Here is a 21,932-nt window from a genome sequence, read left to right on the forward strand (position 1 = left end):
ATGAAAAAATTTTTAAGAACATTACTCTTTTTTGCAATTCCTGTGATTTTTGCAGGTGTCGCTTTCGAAATTTTATTACGCCGCATCCCGAATGATTACAGTTATAAAAGCAATTTTCTCGATAAAAATGCAAAAAAAATAGAAGTGCTTTTTCTTGGAAATTCACATGTGTATTATGGCATTGACCCAAAATTTATCGAGTCAAAAAGCTTTAATGCGAGCAATATTTCACAACCACTGGATTACGACCTGAAGATTTTAGAAAAATACCAAAACGACTGGAAACATCTTAAATATGTTGTCGTTCCTGTTGATTATTTCTCGCTGTTTACCAGATTGGAATCCGGAATCGAAGCCTGGCGCGTGAAAAATTATGACCTATATTTCGGAATGTATTCTAATTGTGATCCGGCGAATTATTTTGAAATTGTGGCCAACCAAACCAAATACAATCTCGAACGCCTGAGAAAATATTACCTTCACGGTGAATCAGATCTTAGAATCGATTCTTTAGGCTGGGGAACCGCAAACCATTCACAAAACAGCCAGGATCTTATTGAATCCGGGATGGTTTCTGCAAAAAGGCATCGCAGTTCAAGCGAGAAACGTTTTCTAAAAGGGCAAATAAATGTGCTGCAAAAGATGGCAGATTTTTGTAAAGAACGAAATATCAAGCTGATTTTATTTTCAAGCCCGGCATATAAAACCTATGTTGAAAACCTAGATATCAATCAGATGAATAAAAACAAGCAGATTTTGAACACCTTTGCAGCATCTGATAAAACGGTTCAATATTATGATTTATTAACGGATTGCCGATTTGACAGCGTTGATTTTTATGATGCCGATCACTTAAATGAAATCGGTGCGAAAAAACTATCAGGAATTTTCGACAGCATTATCAAATCTGAGCCAAAAAATTAAAGCATTTTCCGCGCTTTTTCTAAATCTTCAGGTGTATCGATTCCGATGCCCACGTGCGAAGTTTCTACCATTTTAATGCGCTTTCCAAATTCGAGATAACGCAATTGCTCGAGTTTTTCCGAAGCTTCGAGGCTTTTCATCGGCAGGCTGTAAAAATCCATGATCGCCTGTTTTCTAAACGCATAAATCCCGATGTGCTGAAAATAGCGCACTCCTGCATTTTTATCCCTTGGATACGGAATTACAGATCGTGAAAAATACAATGCAAATCCAGTTTGGTCTACAACGACTTTGACATTATTCGGGTTGGTGATATCGGCTTCATTGGTGATTTCACGCATCAACGATGCCAGATCTACTTGCCTTGCTTCGTCATTTCTGAAGATTTCGATGACTTTCTCAAGCGGTTCTTTATTAATGAAAGGTTCGTCGCCCTGTACGTTAATAACAATATCAACATCCATGTTGGCAACAGCTTCGGCAATCCGATCACTTCCAGATTCATGCGCTTTAATGCTCATGATCACCTTTCCGCCATTCGAAATAATCTCATTGAAGATCAGGTCAGAATCCGTGACAACGAAAACATCGTCAAATAAATTCGTTTCTACCGCGGCTTCATACGTTCTTAAAATGACGGTTTTCCCGCCCAGATCCTGCATCAGTTTTGCTGGAAATCTTGTTGAGGCATATCTTGCCGGAATGACTGCGATGATTTTCATTTGAAGTTGCTGGTTTACTTAATGGCGAAGATAATGTGTTTTTTTGAAAGTGCTTTGATTGAATTATTCCAAAAAATCATCTTCCTTAAATCCGATCAAATACAATTTGTCCTTCGCACGCGTGACGGCAGTATAAAGCCAGCGGATGTAATCGCGGTTGATGCCTTCTGGCAAGTAAGGCTGCTCGATAAAAACCGTATTCCATTGACCGCCTTGGGATTTATGGCAGGTTATGGCATAAGAAAATTTGACCTGAAGCGCATTAAAATATTCGTTTTCCTTGACTTTGATGAATTTTTTATATTGGGTGCGCTCGTCTTCATAATCGAGCATGACTTCTTGGTACAATTTATTGGATTCTTCGTAGGTCAATGATGGCGATTCGCTGGTAATCGTATCCAATAATAAAACGGTTTCGAATGGTTTCTGGTTTGGATAATCGACCATTCGGATTTTAACTTTTGCAAATTTGAATCCGTATAATTCCTGGATCCCGAACATTTCCAAAACCTCAATGATGTCTCCGTTAGCAATAAATCCTGCTTCATCCGAATCTTTGAGCCAGAAGTAATTGTTTTTGACAACCATTAAATAATCGCCGGTTGACAGGTCGCTTTCTTTGTCTAATATTTTGGTTCGGATTTGCTGGTTGTACGCATTTGCGCGTTTGTTTGACCGCACAATAAACGCCGTATCTTCAATGCTGTAATTGCTGTAAGCCGAATCGATCGCGTCCTGAATGTCATAACCGTCAGACAATCTTATAATATCTTTAAAGTGTTTGACATCGAATTTGAATTCGGTCATAAATTCATCTTTCAGCAATTCCCGAAGTTCTGTCGCATTGAATAAAATCCCTGAATTTTCTTCCTGCCGCATGACTTCATCGAGTTCGATGCTAAAAATTTCCTTGTCGTAATTTGCGGCTAATGTCTGTGTATCAAGTGCAGGACTCACATCCAAATTTACTGGCGGAAGCTGCGCCGTATCGCCCAAAAGAATCATTTTGCAATTTGTTCCCGAATATACATACGAAATCAAATCATCGAGCAAAGATCCATTTTGGTACAATTTTGAATCGGAATTCGTATCCGAGATCATCGACGCTTCATCGACTATAAAAATCGTATTCTTATGCTTGTTCTGCTGCATTGTAAAACTCACGCCACCGCCTGAGCCTTTCTTTGGGAAATAAATTTTCTTATGGATGGTAAACGCCGGTTTGTTCGAATAATTCGCAATGACTTTTGCCGCGCGTCCTGTTGGCGCCAGCAATACATATTTTTTATTGATTTCTGCCAGATTGTTTACAATGGTTGAAATGACTGTTGTTTTTCCGGTTCCGGCATAACCTTTTAGTACGAATATCTCGTTCGTATTGGAATTCGTCACAAATTCGGCGATCTGCTGAAAAAAAATATCCTGTTTGGAAGTCGGGGAAAACGGAAAATTATTCGTTAAAATGCGGTAAAACAATGAGGAACTCATTCGTGCGGATTGGTTTTTAAAACTTGCTCAAAGATAGCGATGAATTTTCGCTGAAAGTGGTTTCCAAATGAAAAAAATTGTAAGTTTGCCAGTCTATGTTAGTCAACAACCCCAACATTACGGAGAAGAAATACAAAAAACTCGCTATTCAGGTTTCGCTGAACGGCTTTGCTTTTTGTAAATCGGACACGCTGAACCACAACATCCTGAATTACAAAAACATTGCATTTGACCTGGCTGACAAATCGACTCCGATCGAGGAATTATTTGCAGATGCTTTTCGCAACAATCCGGATCTGACTGAACAGTATGACGAAATTGTGATCGTTCACAACAACAACCTTTCTACATTTGTGCCGACACCGCTGTTTGATGAGCAGTTTTTAGGCAGTTACCTGCAATATAATACGAAGGTTTTTGAAACCGATTTTTTTGATTTCGATGAAATGCCGACCTATCAAATCAACACCGTTTACATTCCGTATGCGCATATCAATAACTTTTTCATCGACCAGTTTGGCGCGTTTGATTACAAGCATGCCAATACCATCTTGGTTTCTAAATTATTGGAAGCATCAAAAAACATTGATGAAAAGAAAATGTTCGTCCACATGAATTCCGGGCATTTTGAAGTCGTTGTGGTACAAAACCAGAAATTGCTTTTATTCAATTCATTCGAATACCAAACTCCGGAAGACCTGATTTACTACCTGCTTTTTACTGCAGAACAACTGAATTTAAATCCTGAAAGCTTTAAATTGGAATTCCTCGGAAACATTTCAGAAGACGACGCATTTTTCAAAATTGCATACAAATACATCAGAAACGTTTTCTTATTTGAAACCGATGATTTGCAAATCCACAACACTTATTCGCCTGCTGAAAACAGGAAAAACTTTATCCTTTTCCAGTCATGAGAATTATATCAGGGAAATTTAAGGGCCGCAGGATCAATCCGCCAAAAAACCTTCCCGTTCGCCCGACAACCGACATGAGCAAAGAAGCTTTGTTTAATGTGCTGAACAATTTTTTCAATTTCAGCGGATTGAAAGTGCTCGATCTTTTTGCCGGAACCGGAAACATCAGCTTTGAATTTGCTTCTCGCGGCAGCGACAATATTACGTCTGTCGACCAGGATTTCGGCTGTGTGAAATTCATCAAGCAAGTTGCGTCTGAATATGATTTTAACATCGCTGCTATAAAAAGCGAAGTGATTTCATTCATCTTAAAAAGCAATTCTACTTACGATATTATTTTCGCCGATCCGCCGTATGGCTTGGATCAGGCAACTTTTGAGAAAATTGTCGCGTCAATATTTGAAAAATCACTGCTCGATGAAGCCGGAATGATGGTCATTGAACATTCAAAATATACGAAACTAGACCACATGGAAAACTTTTCGTTTAAGAAAACGTATGGTGGATCAATCTTTAGTTTTTTCGAATTTGAATCGGAAGATTCCGGTGACGAAGAAGACGAATCAGAAGAAGAATAATTAAATTTCCGTCAATTTTTGTGCATTGTCAAAATCAGGCGTTTTAAAATCGCCTTCACTGATTGAAATGACAATTGTCGCCACGCTGTTTCCAATCAAATTCGTAATTGCACGCGCTTCGCTCATGAATTTATCTACGCCTAAAAGAAATGCCAAACCTTCTACCGGGATTTTATGAATGGCCGTTAAAGTTGATGCAAGCACGATAAATCCGCTTCCTGTGACGCCGGCTGCACCTTTTGAAGTCACCATTAATATTCCGATAATCGTCAGGATTTCAAAAAAACTCAAATGCACATCATACAATTGGGCGAGGAAAATCACCGACATCGATAAATAAATTGAAGTGCCGTCAAGATTGAATGAATATCCGGTTGGAATCACCAAACCGACAACGGGTTTGCTGCAGCCCATTTTCTCCAATTTGACCATAATGGATGGCAACGCGGCTTCGGATGAAGAAGTTCCGAGAACAATCAGCAATTCTTCTTTAATATATTTAAGCAGTTTGAAAATGCTGATTTTGAGGTATTTTAAAATGCTTCCGAGAATTATGAAAATGAACAATGCCATGGTCAAATAAACCGTTCCCATCAATTTGGCTAGCGGAATCAAAGTTTCCAATCCAAATTTCCCTATCGTATAAGCCATTCCGCCAAAAGCACCGATTGGGGCGAGATACATCACACATTTCAATCCGGTAAAAACGATTTTAGACGCGCGTTCTAAGATGTGGATTGCCTGTTCGCGTCGGCTGTAGTACGTTAGTAAAATTCCGATGACAATCGCAGCAAGTAAAATCTGCAGGGTTGGGTTTGAAAGAAAAAATTCAAGCCAGCTATAATTTTTGGGGTTTGAAGTATATTTTGCCGGATCTTGCAATAACAATCCGGATTTGTCGATTTTTCCGGGTTCGATAAAATACGCAACAGCGACGCCGATCGCGAGTGCAAAAGTCGTGACGATCTCAAAATACAACAGCGACTTCACTCCGATCCTGCCCACTTTCTTCAAATCGCCCATTCCGGAAATTCCCAGGACAATAGTAAGGAAAATAATTGGCGCAATGAATAATTTGATGATGTCGACGAAAGTTTTTCCGACGATTTCCATTTTTACCGCTTTATCCGGAGCGTGTTGTCCGAGTAAAACGCCAGCAATAATCGCGATCAAAACCCAAAACGTCAAATTTGTCAGCAAATGAAAATACCACCTTCTTTGTTTTTTTGGGGAATTATTTTGGGGAAAGTTCATCTGTGAGATTTATAATCTGCGACAAGATAATAAAAAAAGCAGACCTGTAAGCCGGATTCTGTATCTCAATAAATTGAAATCCTTATCATTTATCTAGGCCGGTAATTGCTCACCGGCTCCATCTATCTACCCTTCGGCAACGAGCGGGAAGCCCTTAAATGCCGATATACTTGATATTTCACCGCATAGAGTTTACCTGGTTTCACTACAGCTTAACCTGTACATACTTTCTGTTGCACTTGTCCTGATCATTGCTGACCGGCGGATGTTATCCGCTATGCTTCCCTATGGTGTCCGGACTTTCCTCCCTTTCTGATGAAACGGCGATAAGGCGGTCTGCGGTGCAAACTTACGACAATTTAAAGCCTGTATCCAAATGCATATGATATAACTTTCAGGTCGAATAGTATAAGCATCCAGGCACTTTATAATCGTACTTTTAAACTATAATTAATAATCAAACAACACTATTATGGAACGTCAAATGTATCATTATGCCACAGTTTCTAAAGCTTTGGACGAATTGAAAGAAAAAGGATATACTACAGATTTTAACCTCGCAGAAGACAGAATAGTCAACAATCCTGATGATTTTGAGATTGTTCACATTTACAGATATGAAGGCGAAAGCGATCCCGGAGATGAAGCCACCGTTTACGGAATCAAATCTGGAGATGGCGAAAAAGGGGTTTTTGTGGCTGGTGATTTGTCTCTTGGAGAAAAAAGTGCCACGCAGGTTCTTAATGATTTAACTATCAAAGGCCGCCAGGAAAATCCTGAGTTAAACTAAAATGAACCGATTACAGGCTAAACTTGAAAAAATTGGCAGCGACCCGAAAACAACAGCTAAAGCTGTCGGACTTCGGTACGCTGCCAATTCTGATAAAGGCTATTTCAGAAAAAAAGAAAAAGAAGGTTTCAGTTACATAGATGAAACCGGACATAAAATTAAAGACAAAGATGCTCTTGAACGCATCAAAAAACTTGTTATTCCGCCCGCCTGGGAAAATGTATGGATCTCGCCATACGAAAACGGACATTTACAAGTGACCGGAACCGATGTCAAAGGCCGAAAACAATACCGTTACCACGCCAACTGGAATAAAATCCGGAACCAATCTAAATTTTATCGCCTCCGTAGATTTGCAAAAGCTTTGCCGCTGATCCGGAAACAGGCCGAAAAAGACCTGAACCGTAAAGGCCTGCCATATGAAAAAGTCGTAGCTTTGGTCGTGAAATTGATCGAAATGACAAACATCAGGATTGGAAATGATGCATATAAAAAGTTATACGGTTCGTTTGGATTGACGACACTTCAGGATAAACATGTTAAATTCAGTAAAAGCAATGTGCAGTTTGAATTTGTCGGAAAGAAAGGCGTCAAGCACAAAATCAACTTGCAAAGCCAGAAAATGGCCAATCTGGTGAAGAAATGCAAGGATATTCCGGGTCAGGAATTGTTCCAATATTACGATGATAACGGCAACCGTCATACCATTGGCTCATCTGACATCAACCATTATTTAAAAGAAATTACACAAGAAGATTTTACTGCAAAAGATTTTCGTTGCTGGGCGGGAAGTGTGAATGCACTGCGCGAATTCCAGGAATTTGAAGCGCCGAAAAATATCACCGAAACCAAGCATAAAATTGTAGAAGTTCTCGATGTTGTTGCATCCAAACTTGGAAATACGCGAACCGTCTGCAAAAAATATTACGTGCATCCAACTGTGATCGCCGCTTATGAAAAAGGCACGGTGTGGAATTACAAACCCAAAGCCAACATCAAAAACAACAAGCTGAATCCTGAAGAAGAAGCGCTTGTTAGATTACTCGAAAAAGAAACCATCGCAGAAGTTATTGGATAACATGAAAAAAATCACCTTACTTATTTTCGGGATCGTACTGATTTCGTGCAATAAAAAAGAAACCCCAGAACCGGAAACAATCGTCGTCGATTCATTGGCTACAGCCAAAGTTTCAGAAAATTTAGTCATTGCTCCGGGAGAAAAAATCGGGAATACGATGATTGGTGCCAACGCGGAAACTTTGTCAGCTTTAGGCCAGCCCGATTTGTCTGATGCCGCAATGGGCAAAGCTTGGATGTCATGGTTCAGTAAAAACCCGAACAATCCAGGAACCGAACTGATGGTTTCAACCGGCTACAAAGACAGCGAAATGAAGGAAAAAACCATTAGGGAAATCCGCGTCAATTCACCGGATTTTAAAACTGCTGGTGGAAATGGCGTTGGAAATACCGTTTTGGATATCGTGGAGGAATTTCCAAACATTAAAGCGACAACCGCTTATTCGAATATTAAAACCGGACAGGAAGTCGAGGTTTTTGACGACCAGTTTTCCGGAATCGCATTCGAAATTCAAAAAGAAGCGCCTAAAAAATGCATCGCGATCATCATCCATGAAAAAGACAAACCGGTACGAGTGGATTACACCGTTTTGCACTCGGAATTCCAACTCAAAGACGTGGATAACTTTTGACTTTAGCCGTGAATTTTTTTTAATGTTTGAATATTAAAAAGTATATTTGCGCTCAGTCATTTTCTATGGAACAATTTGTTGTATCAGCCCGTAAATACCGTCCGCAGACATTCAAGGATGTTGTCGGGCAGCAGGCTATTACCAATACTTTGCTCAATGCTATAGAAACCAATCATTTGGCTTCTGCCCTGTTGTTTACTGGCCCGCGTGGCGTTGGAAAAACCACTTGCGCACGAATTTTGGCCCGGAAAATCAACCAGCCAGGTTATGACGATCCGTTTGAGGATTTTGCTTTTAATGTGTTCGAATTGGATGCTGCTTCGAACAACTCGGTCGATGACATTCGGAATTTGATCGATCAGGTTCGGATTCCGCCACAAACCGGACAATACAAAGTCTACATTATTGACGAGGTGCACATGCTTTCTCAGGCTGCTTTCAATGCCTTTTTAAAAACATTGGAAGAACCGCCAAAACATGCCATTTTCATATTGGCTACGACCGAAAAACACAAAATCATCCCAACCATTTTATCGCGTTGCCAAATCTTTGATTTTAAAAGAATCACGGTAAAAGACGCGAAAGACCATTTGGCCGAAGTCGCAAAAAGCCAGGGCGTTTCTTTTGAAGACGATGCTTTGCACATCATTGCACAAAAAGCCGATGGCGCGATGCGTGATGCATTGTCGATTTTTGACCGCGTGGTTTCGTATTGCGGAAACAATTTAACGCGTCAGGCGGTGACCGAAAACCTGAACGTACTCGATTATGAAACGTATATCAATGTCACCGATTTGCTTTTGGAAAACAAAATACCGGAAGTTTTGATGGCATTCAATGATATTTTGGCAAAAGGATTTGATGCGCACCATTTCGTTTCGGGACTGGCGTCGCATTTCAGGGATTTGCTGGTTTCGAAAACACCTGCTACTTTATCTTTACTGGAAGCTGGCGAACAGGCACAAAAAATGTATTTCGCACAATCGCAAAAAGCATCACAGGAATTTTTACTGAAAGGAATCGAAATTGCAAACGACTGTGATTTAAAATACAAAGTCAGCCAAAACCAAAGGCTGCTCGTCGAGCTTTGCCTGATGCAACTCGCCTCTGTCACTTATGACGGAGAAAAAAAAAAGCTAACGGATTTATAATTCCTGCGAAGCATTTTTACGGACGTGTACTCGAAATCGCTGTCGAATCTCCACAAATTTTAGAAAGTCCGGCAATAATTGCTGTTGAAAAAACAATTGAAACCGAAATCAATACGTCTATTTCTGTTGGAGAAAATTCAATAGAAATTACCACTATTGCCGCCGAAACAATCGTTGAAAAACCTGCAGCTCCGGTATCAACTGAACCTAAAGTTTCTGCCTTTTCACTTGCCAGCATCCGCGCTAAAAAAGAACTTCAGGAAGCCAATAAATCCTTTGTAAAAGAAGCACAGCACTTGCCGACAGAGCCTTTTACAGAAACCGAAATGCTGTTGCAATGGAATAAATATGCACAGCGTCTGGGCGATAAAGGCCAAAAGATCATGGAATCGCTGCTATTGATCAACGACCCGAAACTTGAAGGCACGACAATCACCCACGAGCTCCCGAATGAAGGTTCGAAAATAGATTTTGACAGTGAAAAATTCGAACTCCAGGGCTATTTGCGTGGCAAATTGCACAATCATGATATCACGATCAATGTGGTTGTGAATGAAAGTGTTGAGAATAAATTTGCGTTTACGACCCAGGATAAATTCAACCGCTTAAATCAGATCAATCCGACTTTGGATGTTTTGAAGAAGACATTTGATTTAGATTTATAACTTCTTACGGGTTAGCCTCAAAAAATGTTAAAATTTTTATAAACGCTTTGTCATATAGTTTTAATGTGGTTAATATTGTTTTTTAATCAAACATTTTTTAACCAATTAAACAAACACTATTATGGCACAAATTCCAGTTACTCTACCAAAACTTACCGATGCTGAACTGACAACTATCAGGACCAACATCAATGCGATCAAAGCCATTTTGACACCTAAATTTGTGAACCTCGAACCAGATGACCGCCAACGGTTTGGATCAATCAATGAGAAGAACAAACTCGTTATCAACAAAGTCAAGGACTATCGAGATAACATGCCCAGTCTTTCAAATCCTGACATCGACTGGACGGCATTTGCCGAGAAGTCTACCACCAGAAAAAACTTCATGCTGGTGATTGACATGATTAATGAGCTTAATGAATTGTGCAATGACCCGCGAACATTAGTTGATTACTCCTTGTATGGCGACGCAAGAAAAGACTATAAATTTACAAAATACAAAGCTGAGGATGACGGTGGCGGTGCCGCCGGATTTGAGGCAAAATATGAAGCCCTTCATGAGTTTTACCTCAATGAAGACGGATCATCTGAAACTCCAAAAGCATAATTTTACAGATGTATGTTATGAAAAAGCCAGAGCGATTGCTCTGGCTTTTCTATGAAATGCCAGTAGAAGCTGGCCTAAAACGTGATAAAATACGTTCTTTGACGTGGTTAGATACGTTGTTTACGTACCCAACCACGTTACATGACGTGGTCAGATACGTCATTTACGTCGTCAGCTACGTCATGTACCGTGGTAAAACACGTTATATGACGTGGTTAGGTACATTAGAGACGTAGTTGGATACGTCATGTAACGTGGTTAAGTACGTCAACAACGCGGTAAACCCCGTTATACTACTCTTTTACAAATTCGACGGTATTGTTTTCATTGCCATTTGTGATTTCAAAAACATAGGATCCAGCGTTTGATTTCACCAATTCCTTTTCGTTTATTTGCATTATAAACTCCATCCAATGCACGAAAATTTACTCCTGATCCTCGGATTGTTATTTGCCGTTTTCTTACTCGTCATGCTCGCGGAGCGGATTAAGATTGCCTATCCGATATTTCTTGTCGTTGCCGGATTGGCCATCAGTTTTATTCCTGGAATCCCAAAATTAGCATTGGATCCAGAATTGATTTTCCTGATTTTCCTACCACCATTATTATATGAAGCCGCATGGTATACTTCCTGGAAAGATTTCTGGAAATGGAAAAGGGCTATTTCTTTACTCGCTTTCGGATTGGTCTTTTTCACATCTACTATGGTGGCTTATGCATCGGTAAATATTATTCCCGGATTCACGCTGGCATTAGGCTTTTTGCTTGGCGGGATTATTTCTCCGCCAGATGCCGTAGCTGCTGCGACTGTTTTAAAAGGCATGAAAGTGCCAAAAAGGATCCTGACGATTTTAGAAGGGGAAAGTTTGGTAAACGATGCGTCTTCATTAATCGTTTTCAGGTTTGCATTGGCAGCCGTTGTCACTGGTGCTTTTTCGTTTCAACAGGCAACAGGGCAATTTTTCCTCGTTGCCGGAATGGGAATTGTCGTTGGATTGGTTGGCGCGCACATTATGTATTTCATACATAGGTTTTTACCGACGACACCCGCCATCGACGCAGCATTAACAGTGATGACACCTTATATTTTATTCCTTGCCGCAGAAAGTTTTCACTTTTCAGGAGTCATGGCAGTTGTCACCGGCGGCTTGTTCATTTCATACCGCTCACACGAAATTTTCACTACCGGAATCACGCGCCTGAACATGCTGGGCGTTTGGAAGACTTTGATATTTGTAATGAATGCACTTGTTTTTATTTTGATCGGATTGTCGTTGCCGGAAATTATCGCCGGACTTGGTGAGCATTCGGTTAAAGACGGAATCATTTATGGCACCTACATTAGCATCATTGCCATTACGCTGCGCTTTTTATGGGTTTATCCGGCAACGCACCTTCCGCGGCTTTTATTTAAATCGGTCAGGAAAGAAGCCAATCCGGGTTGGAAAGGGCCGCTAGTCGTAAGCTGGGCCGGAATGCGCGGCGTCGTTTCATTGGCTACAGCCTTGTCCATTCCGATATTGATGACAAACGGACAGGCATTCCCTTTTAGAAACCTAATCATATTTATCACTTTTGTGGTGATTTTCATTACGCTTGTCATTCAGGGTTTGACCTTACCGCTAATTATCAAATTGATCGGTATTGAAGAAATAGACGACCTTGTCTCTGAAGATGAGCAACAAGCCGGGATCAAACTGCGCATGAGCCGTGTGGCGCTTGGCGTAATCGACAGGAATTACCCCGAAGCTGCAGCAGAAAACGAACTCATTGGGTTTCTGAAAAAAGATCTTGAAGATGATCTGCAAAGCAACTCAAAACGCCTCGCTTCGCTTGAATGCGATGAAACCGAACATCAGGAAATAGAATTTTACAAGCAAGTGCTATCGGAAATTCACCACAAACAACGCCATGAATTGTTCCTGTTACGCAAGGAAAAAATCTACAGCGATGAAGAAATCCGGAAAGCAGAAATGCAGTTGGATTTGGATGAAATGAAAATCAACGGGAGTATTCATTAGTCGAAAGTCAAAAAGATATTAATTACGTGAAACCTCTTTAGGATTTCAGGCTTTTAGGCTTTCGACTTTCAGATTTTTTGACTTTAAACCTTCCCATAATACATCGCTTTCACGATTCCGTCTGCCAAACCGATTTTTGGGACGTAAATGTTTCTAGCTCCGCTCCATTTCATGGCATTCAGATAAACCCGAAGCGCAGGAATAATGACGTCTGCGCGGTCAGGATTTAAGCCGAGGTCGGAAACGCGCTGGTCATAAGAAAGTGCATTTAAAGCGGCATATTGTGAATTCAGATAAATGTAAGACAATGGTTTTTCTTGCATTTTTCCTGACATTTTAAACAGTTTATTGATGTTTCCACCTGAGCCTATTAACGTTACGGGTTCGTAATCAGCAGTGTTGGTTTTAATCCATTTTTCGACTTCGAGCCAGACAATTTCATTGACCATTTCATTCAGCAAACGCACTGTTCCGATCTTAAATGATTTGGATACGATCATTTTACCGCCGGAAAATAATGAGAATTCTGTACTTCCGCCGCCAACATCTACATATAAATAAGTCTGTTCTGTTTTTAGCAAATGGTGCAAATCGGTTGAGGCGATAATGGCGGCTTCTTTTTTTCCGTCTATGATCTCGATTTCAATACCTGATTCCTGCCTGATGATCTCAACAACTTCCTTTCCGTTGTAAGCTTCGCGCATTGCAGAAGTCGCACACGCCATGTATTTTTCGACTTTATGCACTTTCATCAGCAAACTGTAGGCTTTCATCGCATCGACCATGCGCTCGATATTTTCCTCGTTAATCTCGCCTACCGTAAAAGCGTCCTGCCCCAAACGGATTGGCACGCGAACAAGTGAGCTTTTGCTGAAATGCGTTTCTTTTCCTTCTTCTTCAATAATATTGGCGACAAGCAAGCGCATGGCGTTAGAGCCGATGTCGATTGCTGCGTATTTTTTTATGTTGATCATTTATGGTTTAATCGTTTAATCGTTGAACTGTTTAATCATTTGGATGCCTGGCCCGGATGGCAGCGGAAAGCCCCGCATTTTGAAAACTGCTTTTTTCCTGTTGTGGCGGGGCGACCAGCGGAAGCCACCGCAACGGCATTGGAAAAAACAGTTTTTAAAAAGGGCTTGCAGCGTACAGCCGGAAATGCCAGCCTTATAATGTCTTATCGGTTTCGACTTCCATGCGGTCTCGGTAATAATTGTAAGTCTGCAGTTGCGCCCGGAATATTGGGTTTTGGCCGCGGACACGGTATTTATTGTCAAGTTTTTCTGCATGGTAACGCGCTTTTACGTTTCCTTTCCAGCCGATATCGAAGGTGTCGATCAGCTCTTTTTTGACATTCGGATCATAAATCGGGCACGTCACTTCTACCCTTCCATCAAGGTTTCTGGTCATGAAATCAGCAGATGAAATAAAGACTTCCGGATCTTCATTGTTCCCGAAAATGTAGACGCGGGAATGCTCAAGATAATTGTCTACGATACTGATGGCTTCAATATTTTCGCTCATGCCTTTTACTCCGGGAATTAGCGAGCAAATGCCGCGAACCTGCAACCTGATCCTGACTCCGGCGCGGCTGGCATCATATAACTTATCGATTAAAGCGAAATCAGATAAACTATTCATTTTCAAATTAATATAGGCATTGTTCCCAGCTTGGGCATTCAAAATTTCACGGTCGATAAGCTTGTAAAACTTGCTTCGTGTGTAATGTGGAGAAACGATCAAATGCTTGTATCTGTGAATGCGGAAATTGACATCAAAGAAATCAAAGACCTTGTCAACATCTTTTAAGATTTGCTGGTGTGCGGTCAATAATGTGACATCGGTGTAAACCTTTGCTGTTGCTTCATTGAAATTTCCGGTAGAAACGAGTCCGTAACGGCGTAATTTTCCTTCTTCAATTCGTTCGACCACACAGATTTTACTGTGGACTTTCAATCCTTTGATCCCAAAGATCAGGTGAATGCCTTCGGTTTGCATTTGCTCAGCGTATGAAATGTTGCTGGCTTCATCGAAACGCGCCTGCAATTCAATTTGAACGGTCACTTTCTTGCCGTTTTTTGCTGCGTTGATCAATGAACTGATGATCTGCGAATTTTTCGCCAATCGGTACAAGGTGATCTTAATCGTAGTCACTTTCGGATCCAGAGCCGCTTCCCGAAGGAATTTGATCAGATAAGAAAACGACTGATACGGCGCATTAATCAGGTAATCGCGCTTGCTGATCTTATCGAGTATGCTGCCGTCAAGGCTTAGTCCGCGCACCGGCAACGGCTCATTCGAATTATACAATAAATCGTACCGCCCGAGGCTTGGAAAATTCATATAATCGCGGCGGTTGTGGTAACGGCCACCGGGAATGATGCTGTCAGTAGAATCGATTCCCATTTTAGAAAGGAAAAATTTAAGGGTGTCTTTTCCGATGGATTGGTCGTAAACGAAACGCACCGGCTCTCCGATCAACCGGTCTTTCACTCCGGTTGAAATCTTTTCCATCAAGCTTTTACTTTGGTCTGAATCGATGTCGAGCTGCGCATCACGCGTGATTTTGATCATGTGTGCCGATACGCTTTCGTAATCAAAAATATTGAAAATGCTTCCGAGGTTGTGCCGGATCACATCATCCACAAAAATAATATAAGTCTTTTCATCAGTGGATGGCAGAACGACAAAACGGTTGATTGTTTTTGGGATTTCAATGACGGCATAACGCACTTCCTGTTTGGCTTTTACCAATCCGAGTAATGTTTTTCCGGGTTTTTCAGGCTTCATGACCAGTTTTACAGCAAGATAACCCACGGTGTCTTTCAACAATGGAAACTCGGCAAGATCGTTCAGGATAATCGTTACCAATGCCGGACTGACCTGTTGGATGAAAAAATCCTTGATGAAAATTTCCTGTTCGCGCGATACTTCCTTTTCATTGATCATGAAAATATTTTGCTCCTGCAGTTTCTTTTCGATAATGCTTAGGATGCGCAAACTTTCGGATTGTTGCTGGATGACGATTTCTGTAATGTCTTTAATGAGTTGTTTGGAACTGATGCCGCCCAGAAGCTTTTCACCTGAAATTCCCGAAAGGCTCAACCTTCGGATCGCGGCAAACCTGACCCTGAAAAATTCATCTAAATTGTTGGAGAAAATTCCTAAAAAACGAAGCCTGTCTAATAACGGGACGGCGTCGTCCCCGGCTTCCTGCAATACACGCGCGTTAAAAGCCAACCAGCTTTTTTCGCGGTCGATATATTTATTTTCTGACACTAATGTTTATTTTAATTCTTTTGGAAACAATGTTTTATGGGTTTTACCTTTTTTGAGCAACTCCCAGTCATTCGTGTCAAATTTAAGAGATACAAATCCGGAGGTCGGCACATTTTCGATAAAAACATCCCCAAATTTATTAACAAAATTTGTAATTGCTTCGTTATGCCCGAAAAGAATAACATTATCATAATCATTATTGCAGGATTTGACGATATTTTCAAGTTCTTTTTCATCAAAAGTGTATAAGTCGTTTTTAAAAATGATGTTTTCGACCGGATAGGAAAAATTCTGGGCGAAGATCATGGCCGTTTCAGAAGCTCTTGAAGCCGTGCTGCTCCAAATGAGAAAGGTTTTCGGTAGATATTTTTGGCATTTCTCAGCAATTAAATGCGCATCATTTATTCCCCTGATATCCAAAGGCCGGTCAATATCTTTTAGCGGTGCAGTCCAGCTCGATTTTCCATGTCTTATTAATATCAGATTTTTCATAATTATAATTTTTGCATTTGTTTTTCGTCATTGTAATTTACAAAAATAATACAGAAGTGAGGCATTAAATTTTTAGTTTTTTTTTAATTATTGGAATATTGAACGTGAAAAAATAAGTTCTTTCTGGCGCAAAATCCAAAAACATAGTTCGGTTGAACAACATGTTTTCAAAACTAAAATTTTAACACTTTTCACAGCCTGTATTTTTTCATGATTTAAGGTGATCAATTATTTCTTACAAAATAAACATTCTTGATTTTGTAAAAATTACATTACATAAATGTTAATTTTTTTCTGTAAAGTGGCATTTTCATGCATTTCACCGATATCATTCAGAAAAAATCATATTACTATTTTATGCTAAAAAATACAATTTTAAAGTTGGCTACAATTCACTTTTTTAACATTTACAGGCATTTAAATTTATAAGATTTTATCTACAAAATTTAGAATTTTTATGATCGTTTTTTTTTTAAATGCATTTGAACGAGTATTCTGGTAATCCGTCGGAGAAATGATTGAATTTTTTTTTATGTAAGTAAATTAGCAACAGACAAAAGTCAGGATTCTGACATGTTTTTTATAGCAGATAAATCGGCCAACCCACATTTTTTAAACCAATTTTTATGAATAAAATTACCCTAAAAACAGGCTTATGCAATCCGGCATCCGCCTCGATTATAAAATCCATATTGATATTTATAATTTTGCTGACATACAGTCCAGGATTCTCACAGTCTGAACGAATTGACAGCCAGAAACTTAATGAAATAGATGTTTTTTTGAATGGTTTTTCATCTGCAGAACCATCTGAAATTATGCATTTGAAAAGCCTTCTCGATGATTTGCAACCTGCTGTTTATTTCGAATCAGGTGTTGTAAATGTTTATGGCGAGCAACCCAATTCATTATTTACCAATCCTGATTCGCTAAACAGCATCGCCAGTGCCGATTTTGAAAAAAAAAATATTGAAATCGTAACCATCAGGCTGAGCAAATCATTCGATGCAAGCCATATGATCGACCTTTCGGTTTTTGGAGCATTTCCAAAACTCAAATATGTTTACATTTTATCTGCAGTCGAAAACAATCCACAAAACATCATCCGGAAAGTCCAGAACATTCCTTCCCGTTTGCAGGTTTTTTACAAAATAGATTTAGGCTCCTAATCAAAAGATATTTTACGAATTATGAAAAAAAACTACTTCTCACAACCTGCGTTTTCTTATTTGATTGCAGTTGCTGCAATGCTTATCGGAAACATTTTTACCATTACTGCACAAGTTGCGGTGCCTTTCGTACAGCGGACTTCACAATATACGCCTACGACAAAAATTTATAATATTAAGGGTGATTTTACGATGGTTGGAAATACAAACCTGACGCTCGTGAACTACAGCAATACTACCGACAACAACAACGTCATGATGCGTTACGTAGATGTTGACGGAAATGCTGCCATCGGCATGGGCGGTTCGCCAACGTTCAATTCATCGGCGGCGACTTTGTCATTTTCAGCTGAAAACGGTGCGATTCCGTCATGCTCAAACATCCTTTTTGCCGGTTTGTACTGGACTGGAAGAACAGATTTTATCGGCAACAGCCCAAGTACGTTTCCGGTTACAAAAACCATCAACGGAACGACTTATACAAAAGAATTTGACAAGCATAAAATTTTATTGAAAGGCCCGAATTCATCGATTTACACTGAATTTTCGGCAAATACAGAAGATATTTTTTATCCTGCAACCAACACGTTCGACTACATTTATTCTGGTTTTACTGAAGTAACCGATTATGTGCGTACAAATGGCATTGGCGAATACATAGCCGCCGATATTGCCACCAAGGAAGGCGACGGCCACGGAACCGGATATTCTGGCGGCTGGGGAATGATAGTCGTATATGAAAACTCAAAAATGAACCACCGCGACGTGACGATTTTTGACGGACATGCCTATGTGGTTAAAACAAACACGACCGGGTACGATTTGCCGGTTTCTGGTTTTAATACCGTTCAAACCGGGCCAGTTGGTGTTAAAATGGGAATTATGGCCAGTGAAGGCGACGTGAACCTGACGGGCGATTATTTTAAGATCAGGAAAAACAGCGACGGCAATTATGTTAACCTGAACCACAGCCAGAATACGGCGACGAACTTTTTCAATTCTTCGATCAGCACCGGAGGCAATCCGCGAAATCCGAATTTACAGAATAATACGGGAATAGACATCAGCATGTTTAATGTGCCGAATGCGAATAATGCCGTGTTTGGAAACAATCAAACGCAAACCAATTTCAGGTATGGAACCGCCGGGGATACTTATGCTATTTTTGCAATCGCGATGGCTGTAGATGCTTATGTGCCGGATATTGAAGGCGAATTATCATCGGTAAGCATCAATGGAAATCCGCCCGGAAGCGGCACTTTAACGGCATTGCCAGGACAAACATTGGAATATAAAATTGAATTGCGAAACAAAGGGACAGAAGCAGTGAACAACACCAAATTGGTTGTCCCGATTCCGTTTAATGCGACTTATGTACCCAATTCTGCCACACGAAACATTTATTTTGACCCACTGCCTTCTCCGAACAGCCTGACTTTTGAGCCTACGCTTGGCGCGAATGGTGCTCTGGTATGGGATTTCGGGACTTTACCATTGCCCGCGAATGCATCGACTTTGCTTGCCGACCTAAGATTTAAATTTAAAGTCACAGAAGATTGTAATTTACTTCGAAATTCAAGTTGCAACAGCGTCGTTTCAGTAAATGGATCGTTGAGCGGCGTAGGTGCCGTGACCGGAATTCCATTAACAAACAGGTCTTTAATCCAGGGATATACAACCAGCGGATTGTGTCAGGGTAATGAAATCCCGGCACCATTCCGTATCAATATTGATGCAGCTGATTTCATCCAACAGAATTGTGCGGGAAATTCGCCGGTGACTGCGTTTACTTTCTGCAATACTGATGTGACCATTCCGATTACGGCTGTCAGCAATGCTTTTCCTCCGGGATCATTGTTTTACAATCAATATCCGGTTACGGGAAGCACGATACAATATACGATCAACAGGCCTTTCCCTGCAACTCCCGGAATTTCAACTTATTATGCCGTTCCACCGGGAGCAGGCAGCAGCTGCTTTTTTGAATTTACAATTAATGTAAAGACAATCACTTCTGTACCAAGCACAACCGATGTTGTTTATTGTGTGGGGCAAACTGCTTCGCCATTAACCGCTGTTGCAACAAACCCTGCATATACATTATTTTATTACAGTTCGCCAACATCATCAGCGCAATTATCGATCACGCCATCAACGCAGGTTGCAGGTGTAACAACCTATTATGTTGCTGAAGGAGAATCTTCTTCTTGTATCGGCCCGAAAAAAGAGATCAGGGTTACCGTAAATGCAGGGCTTACTGCGCCAATTGCTGCGGAGCCGATTCAACCGACTTGTACTTCTGCAACCGGAAGTGTTGTCCTTTCTGGTTTACCAACTGGAAATTATACAATCACGCAATCAGGAAGTTCAAACAATACTTTTACGGGTTCAACTCCAACATTTACTGTTGTAGATTTGGCAACGGGAACTTATACTTTTACTGTGGCTTCTGCAGAATGTACTTCGCCTGCTTCTGCATTGGTGACAATCAATGCTGCGCCTGTTTTACCAACTGCGCCAATTGCTGCTGCGCCGATTCAACCGACTTGTACGATTGCAATAGGAAGCGTTGTGCTTTCTGGTTTACCAACTGGAAGCTGGACAATCACGCAATCGGGGAGTTCAAACAATACTTATACTGGTTCTATTTCAACATTTACCGTTGTAGATTTGGCAGCGGGAACTTATACTTTTACTGTGGCTTCGGGAGAATGTACTTCGCCAGCTTCTGCATCGGTGACAATCAATACAGCGCCTGTTGTTCCGACTGCGCCAATTGCTGCTGAGCCGATTCAACCGACTTGTACTTCTGCAACTGGAAGCGTTGTTCTTTCTGGTTTACCAACCGGAACTTACACTATTACACAATCAGGAAGTTCAAACAATACATATACGGGTTCAACTCCGACATTTACAGTTGTGGATTTGGCAGTTGGAACTTATACTTTTACAGTGGCTTCGGGAGAATGTACTTCGCCTGCTTCAGCATCGGTGACTATTAATGCTGCGCCTGTTTTACCAACTGCGCCAATTGTTGCGGAGCCAATTCAACCGACTTGTACTTCTGCAACTGGAAGCGTTGTTCTTTCTGGTTTGCCAACCGGAAATTATACAATTACGCAATCGGGAAGTTCAAACAATACATATACGGGTTCAACTCCAACATTTACTGTTGTGGATTTGGCAGCGGGAATTTATACTTTTACTGTGGCTTCTGGGGATTGTACTTCGCCTGCTTCAACATCGGTGACAATTAATACTGCGCCTGTTTTACCAACTACGCCAATTGCTGCTGCGCCGATTCAACCGACTTGTACGATTGCAACAGGAAGCGTTGTGCTTTCTGGTTTACCAACTGGAAATTATACGATTACACAATCGGGAAGTTCAAACAACACTTATACTGGTTCAACTTCGACTTTCACAGTTGTGGATTTGGTAGTTGGAACTTATACTTTTACAGTAGCTTCTGCAGAATGTACTTCGGCTGCTTCTGCATTGGTGACAATCAATACAGCACCTGTTGTTCCGACTGCGCCGATTGTTGCTGAGCCGATTCAACCGACTTGTACTTCTGCAACCGGAAGTATTGTCCTTTCTGGTTTACCAACTGGAAATTATACAATCACGCAATCAGGAAGTTCAAACAATACTTATACGGGTTCAACTCCAACATTTACCGTTGTAGATTTGGCAGCGGGAACTTATACTTTTACTGTGGCTTCTGGGGAATGTACTTCGCCTGCTTCTGCATCGGTGACAATCAATGCTGCGCCTGTTTTACCAACTGCGCCGATTGTAGCTGAGCCGACACAACCGACTTGTACTTCTGCAACCGGAAGCGTTGTTCTTTCTGGTTTACCAACCGGAAATTATACAATTACACAATCAGGAAGTTTAAACAATACTTACACGGGTGCTACTCCAACATTTACTATTGTAGATTTGGCAGCGGGAACTTATACTTTTACTGTGGCTTCTGCAGAATGTACTTCGCCTGCTTCTGCATCGGTGACAATCAATACTGCGCCTGTTTTACCAACTGCGCCAATTGCTGCGGAGCCGACACAACCGACTTGTACTTCTGCAACCGGAAGCGTTGTCCTTTCTGGATTGCCAACCGGAAATTATACAATCACGCAATCAGGAAGTTCAAACAATAC

At 40.8% G+C, this 21,932-nt stretch carries 19 protein-coding genes and 1 other RNA gene; 12 read left to right on the top strand and 8 right to left on the bottom strand.

The features are described 5' to 3' along the window. The gene (locus BLS32_RS17480) at positions 1-924 is read left to right on the top strand and encodes a hypothetical protein (protein WP_091399144.1); all 924 of its coding nucleotides are present in this window, start codon (positions 1-3) and stop codon (positions 922-924) included. Here the strand turns inward: BLS32_RS17480 and kdsB are convergent. Continuing rightward, on the bottom strand, positions 921-1,646 hold the full coding sequence (kdsB, locus tag BLS32_RS17485) for a 3-deoxy-manno-octulosonate cytidylyltransferase (protein ID WP_091399146.1): 726 nt from the start codon (positions 1,644-1,646) through the stop codon (positions 921-923). The genes BLS32_RS17480 and kdsB overlap by 4 nt on opposite strands. Positions 1,647-1,709: 63 nt before the next feature. Continuing rightward, on the bottom strand, positions 1,710-3,134 hold the full coding sequence (locus tag BLS32_RS17490) for an ATP-dependent DNA helicase (protein ID WP_091399149.1): 1,425 nt from the start codon (positions 3,132-3,134) through the stop codon (positions 1,710-1,712). A gap of 95 nt (positions 3,135-3,229) precedes the next feature. Here BLS32_RS17490 and BLS32_RS17495 point away from each other — a divergent pair, with 95 nt between their 5' ends. Both BLS32_RS17495 and BLS32_RS17500 read left to right on the top strand, forming a co-directional pair. After that, positions 3,230-4,051, top strand: coding sequence for a DUF3822 family protein (locus BLS32_RS17495; protein ID WP_091399152.1), 822 nt, complete (start codon positions 3,230-3,232; stop codon positions 4,049-4,051). Then, on the top strand, positions 4,048-4,629 hold the full coding sequence (locus BLS32_RS17500; protein ID WP_091399155.1) for an RsmD family RNA methyltransferase: 582 nt from the start codon (positions 4,048-4,050) through the stop codon (positions 4,627-4,629). The genes BLS32_RS17495 and BLS32_RS17500 overlap by 4 nt, the downstream gene beginning before the upstream one ends. On the opposite strand, the gene BLS32_RS17505 is transcribed toward BLS32_RS17500, so the two are convergent. Both BLS32_RS17505 and rnpB read right to left on the bottom strand, forming a co-directional pair. Continuing rightward, entirely contained in the window at positions 4,630-5,883 is a 1,254-nt protein-coding gene (locus tag BLS32_RS17505) for a cation:dicarboxylate symporter family transporter (protein ID WP_091399159.1), read from the bottom strand. 31 nt (positions 5,884-5,914) lie between these two features. Continuing rightward, positions 5,915-6,226, bottom strand: an RNA gene (gene rnpB, locus BLS32_RS17510) — RNase P RNA component class A. Between the two features lie 129 nt (positions 6,227-6,355). Here rnpB and BLS32_RS17515 point away from each other — a divergent pair. The 4 genes from BLS32_RS17515 (at position 6,356) to dnaX (ending at position 9,533) form a co-directional block, all read left to right on the top strand. Then, positions 6,356-6,673 (top strand): hypothetical protein, encoded by a 318-nt coding sequence (locus BLS32_RS17515; RefSeq protein ID WP_091399161.1) that lies wholly within the window; start codon positions 6,356-6,358, stop codon positions 6,671-6,673. A gap of 1 nt (position 6,674) precedes the next feature. After that, positions 6,675-7,751 (top strand): DNA topoisomerase IB, encoded by a 1,077-nt coding sequence (locus tag BLS32_RS17520; RefSeq protein ID WP_091399164.1) that lies wholly within the window; start codon positions 6,675-6,677, stop codon positions 7,749-7,751. A 1-nt stretch (position 7,752) separates the two neighbouring features. Next, positions 7,753-8,382 carry a hypothetical protein gene (locus BLS32_RS17525; protein WP_091399168.1) on the top strand — a complete coding sequence of 210 codons (630 nt, stop codon included), beginning with the start codon at positions 7,753-7,755 and terminating at the stop codon, positions 8,380-8,382. A 65-nt stretch (positions 8,383-8,447) separates the two neighbouring features. Beyond that, positions 8,448-9,533, top strand: a complete 1,086-nt coding sequence (gene dnaX, locus BLS32_RS17530; RefSeq protein WP_091399171.1) for a DNA polymerase III subunit gamma/tau — start codon at positions 8,448-8,450, stop codon at positions 9,531-9,533. A 16-nt stretch (positions 9,534-9,549) separates the two neighbouring features. On the opposite strand, the gene BLS32_RS17535 is transcribed toward dnaX, so the two are convergent. Next, a complete protein-coding gene (locus BLS32_RS17535; RefSeq protein WP_091399174.1) occupies positions 9,550-9,771 on the bottom strand; it encodes a hypothetical protein in 222 nt (73 codons plus the stop codon). A gap of 58 nt (positions 9,772-9,829) precedes the next feature. Between BLS32_RS17535 and BLS32_RS17540 the strand changes: the two genes are divergently transcribed. The 3 genes from BLS32_RS17540 to BLS32_RS17550 all read left to right on the top strand — a co-directional run bounded on the left by BLS32_RS17540 (position 9,830) and on the right by BLS32_RS17550 (position 12,829). Next, complete coding sequence (locus BLS32_RS17540; protein WP_245699506.1) at positions 9,830-10,198, top strand: DNA polymerase III; 369 nt, start codon at positions 9,830-9,832, stop codon at positions 10,196-10,198. Between the two features lie 121 nt (positions 10,199-10,319). Then, positions 10,320-10,808, top strand: coding sequence for a hypothetical protein (locus BLS32_RS17545; RefSeq protein WP_091399176.1), 489 nt, complete (start codon positions 10,320-10,322; stop codon positions 10,806-10,808). A gap of 413 nt (positions 10,809-11,221) precedes the next feature. Then, positions 11,222-12,829, top strand: coding sequence for a Na+/H+ antiporter (locus tag BLS32_RS17550; protein WP_091399178.1), 1,608 nt, complete (start codon positions 11,222-11,224; stop codon positions 12,827-12,829). Between the two features lie 83 nt (positions 12,830-12,912). Here the strand turns inward: BLS32_RS17550 and BLS32_RS17555 are convergent, their stop codons facing one another. The 3 genes from BLS32_RS17555 to BLS32_RS17565 all read right to left on the bottom strand — a co-directional run bounded on the left by BLS32_RS17555 (position 12,913) and on the right by BLS32_RS17565 (position 16,600). Then, a complete protein-coding gene (locus BLS32_RS17555; RefSeq protein WP_091399181.1) occupies positions 12,913-13,803 on the bottom strand; it encodes a Ppx/GppA phosphatase family protein in 891 nt (296 codons plus the stop codon). Positions 13,804-13,996: 193 nt separating this feature from the next. After that, on the bottom strand, positions 13,997-16,108 hold the full coding sequence (ppk1, locus tag BLS32_RS17560; RefSeq protein ID WP_091399184.1) for a polyphosphate kinase 1: 2,112 nt from the start codon (positions 16,106-16,108) through the stop codon (positions 13,997-13,999). Positions 16,109-16,114: 6 nt separating this feature from the next. Continuing rightward, a complete protein-coding gene (locus BLS32_RS17565; protein WP_091399187.1) occupies positions 16,115-16,600 on the bottom strand; it encodes a SixA phosphatase family protein in 486 nt (161 codons plus the stop codon). 626 nt (positions 16,601-17,226) lie between these two features. On the opposite strand from BLS32_RS17565, the gene BLS32_RS17570 reads away from it, so the two are divergent. Both BLS32_RS17570 and BLS32_RS17575 read left to right on the top strand, forming a co-directional pair. Next, a complete protein-coding gene (locus BLS32_RS17570; protein ID WP_091399190.1) occupies positions 17,227-17,769 on the top strand; it encodes a hypothetical protein in 543 nt (180 codons plus the stop codon). Positions 17,770-17,790: 21 nt separating this feature from the next. Continuing rightward, positions 17,791-21,932 (top strand): hypothetical protein (locus BLS32_RS17575; protein WP_091399193.1); only part of this gene is annotated, 4,142 nt, incomplete at its 3' end.

Source organism: Flavobacterium noncentrifugens, assembly GCF_900100375.1.
Taxonomy (GTDB): Bacteria; Bacteroidota; Bacteroidia; order Flavobacteriales; family Flavobacteriaceae; genus Flavobacterium; species Flavobacterium noncentrifugens.

What these genes read in the sequence shown, in the direction of transcription:
- kdsB (WP_091399146.1), bottom strand. Translation starts at nt 1,646, where the DNA reads ATGAAAATCATCGCAGTCATTCCGGCAAGATATGCCTCAACAAGATTT.
- BLS32_RS17490 (WP_091399149.1), bottom strand. Translation starts at nt 3,134, where the DNA reads ATGAGTTCCTCATTGTTTTACCGCATTTTAACGAATAATTTTCCGTTT.
- BLS32_RS17495 (WP_091399152.1), top strand. Translation starts at nt 3,230, where the DNA reads ATGTTAGTCAACAACCCCAACATTACGGAGAAGAAATACAAAAAACTC.
- BLS32_RS17535 (WP_091399174.1), bottom strand. Translation starts at nt 9,771, where the DNA reads ATGCTGGCAAGTGAAAAGGCAGAAACTTTAGGTTCAGTTGATACCGGA.
- dnaX (WP_091399171.1), top strand. Translation starts at nt 8,448, where the DNA reads ATGGAACAATTTGTTGTATCAGCCCGTAAATACCGTCCGCAGACATTC.
- BLS32_RS17480 (WP_091399144.1), top strand. Translation starts at nt 1, where the DNA reads ATGAAAAAATTTTTAAGAACATTACTCTTTTTTGCAATTCCTGTGATT.
- BLS32_RS17570 (WP_091399190.1), top strand. Translation starts at nt 17,227, where the DNA reads ATGAATAAAATTACCCTAAAAACAGGCTTATGCAATCCGGCATCCGCC.
- BLS32_RS17545 (WP_091399176.1), top strand. Translation starts at nt 10,320, where the DNA reads ATGGCACAAATTCCAGTTACTCTACCAAAACTTACCGATGCTGAACTG.
- BLS32_RS17500 (WP_091399155.1), top strand. Translation starts at nt 4,048, where the DNA reads ATGAGAATTATATCAGGGAAATTTAAGGGCCGCAGGATCAATCCGCCA.
- BLS32_RS17515 (WP_091399161.1), top strand. Translation starts at nt 6,356, where the DNA reads ATGGAACGTCAAATGTATCATTATGCCACAGTTTCTAAAGCTTTGGAC.
- BLS32_RS17505 (WP_091399159.1), bottom strand. Translation starts at nt 5,883, where the DNA reads ATGAACTTTCCCCAAAATAATTCCCCAAAAAAACAAAGAAGGTGGTAT.
- BLS32_RS17525 (WP_091399168.1), top strand. Translation starts at nt 7,753, where the DNA reads ATGAAAAAAATCACCTTACTTATTTTCGGGATCGTACTGATTTCGTGC.
- BLS32_RS17520 (WP_091399164.1), top strand. Translation starts at nt 6,675, where the DNA reads ATGAACCGATTACAGGCTAAACTTGAAAAAATTGGCAGCGACCCGAAA.
- BLS32_RS17565 (WP_091399187.1), bottom strand. Translation starts at nt 16,600, where the DNA reads ATGAAAAATCTGATATTAATAAGACATGGAAAATCGAGCTGGACTGCA.
- BLS32_RS17555 (WP_091399181.1), bottom strand. Translation starts at nt 13,803, where the DNA reads ATGATCAACATAAAAAAATACGCAGCAATCGACATCGGCTCTAACGCC.
- BLS32_RS17550 (WP_091399178.1), top strand. Translation starts at nt 11,222, where the DNA reads ATGCACGAAAATTTACTCCTGATCCTCGGATTGTTATTTGCCGTTTTC.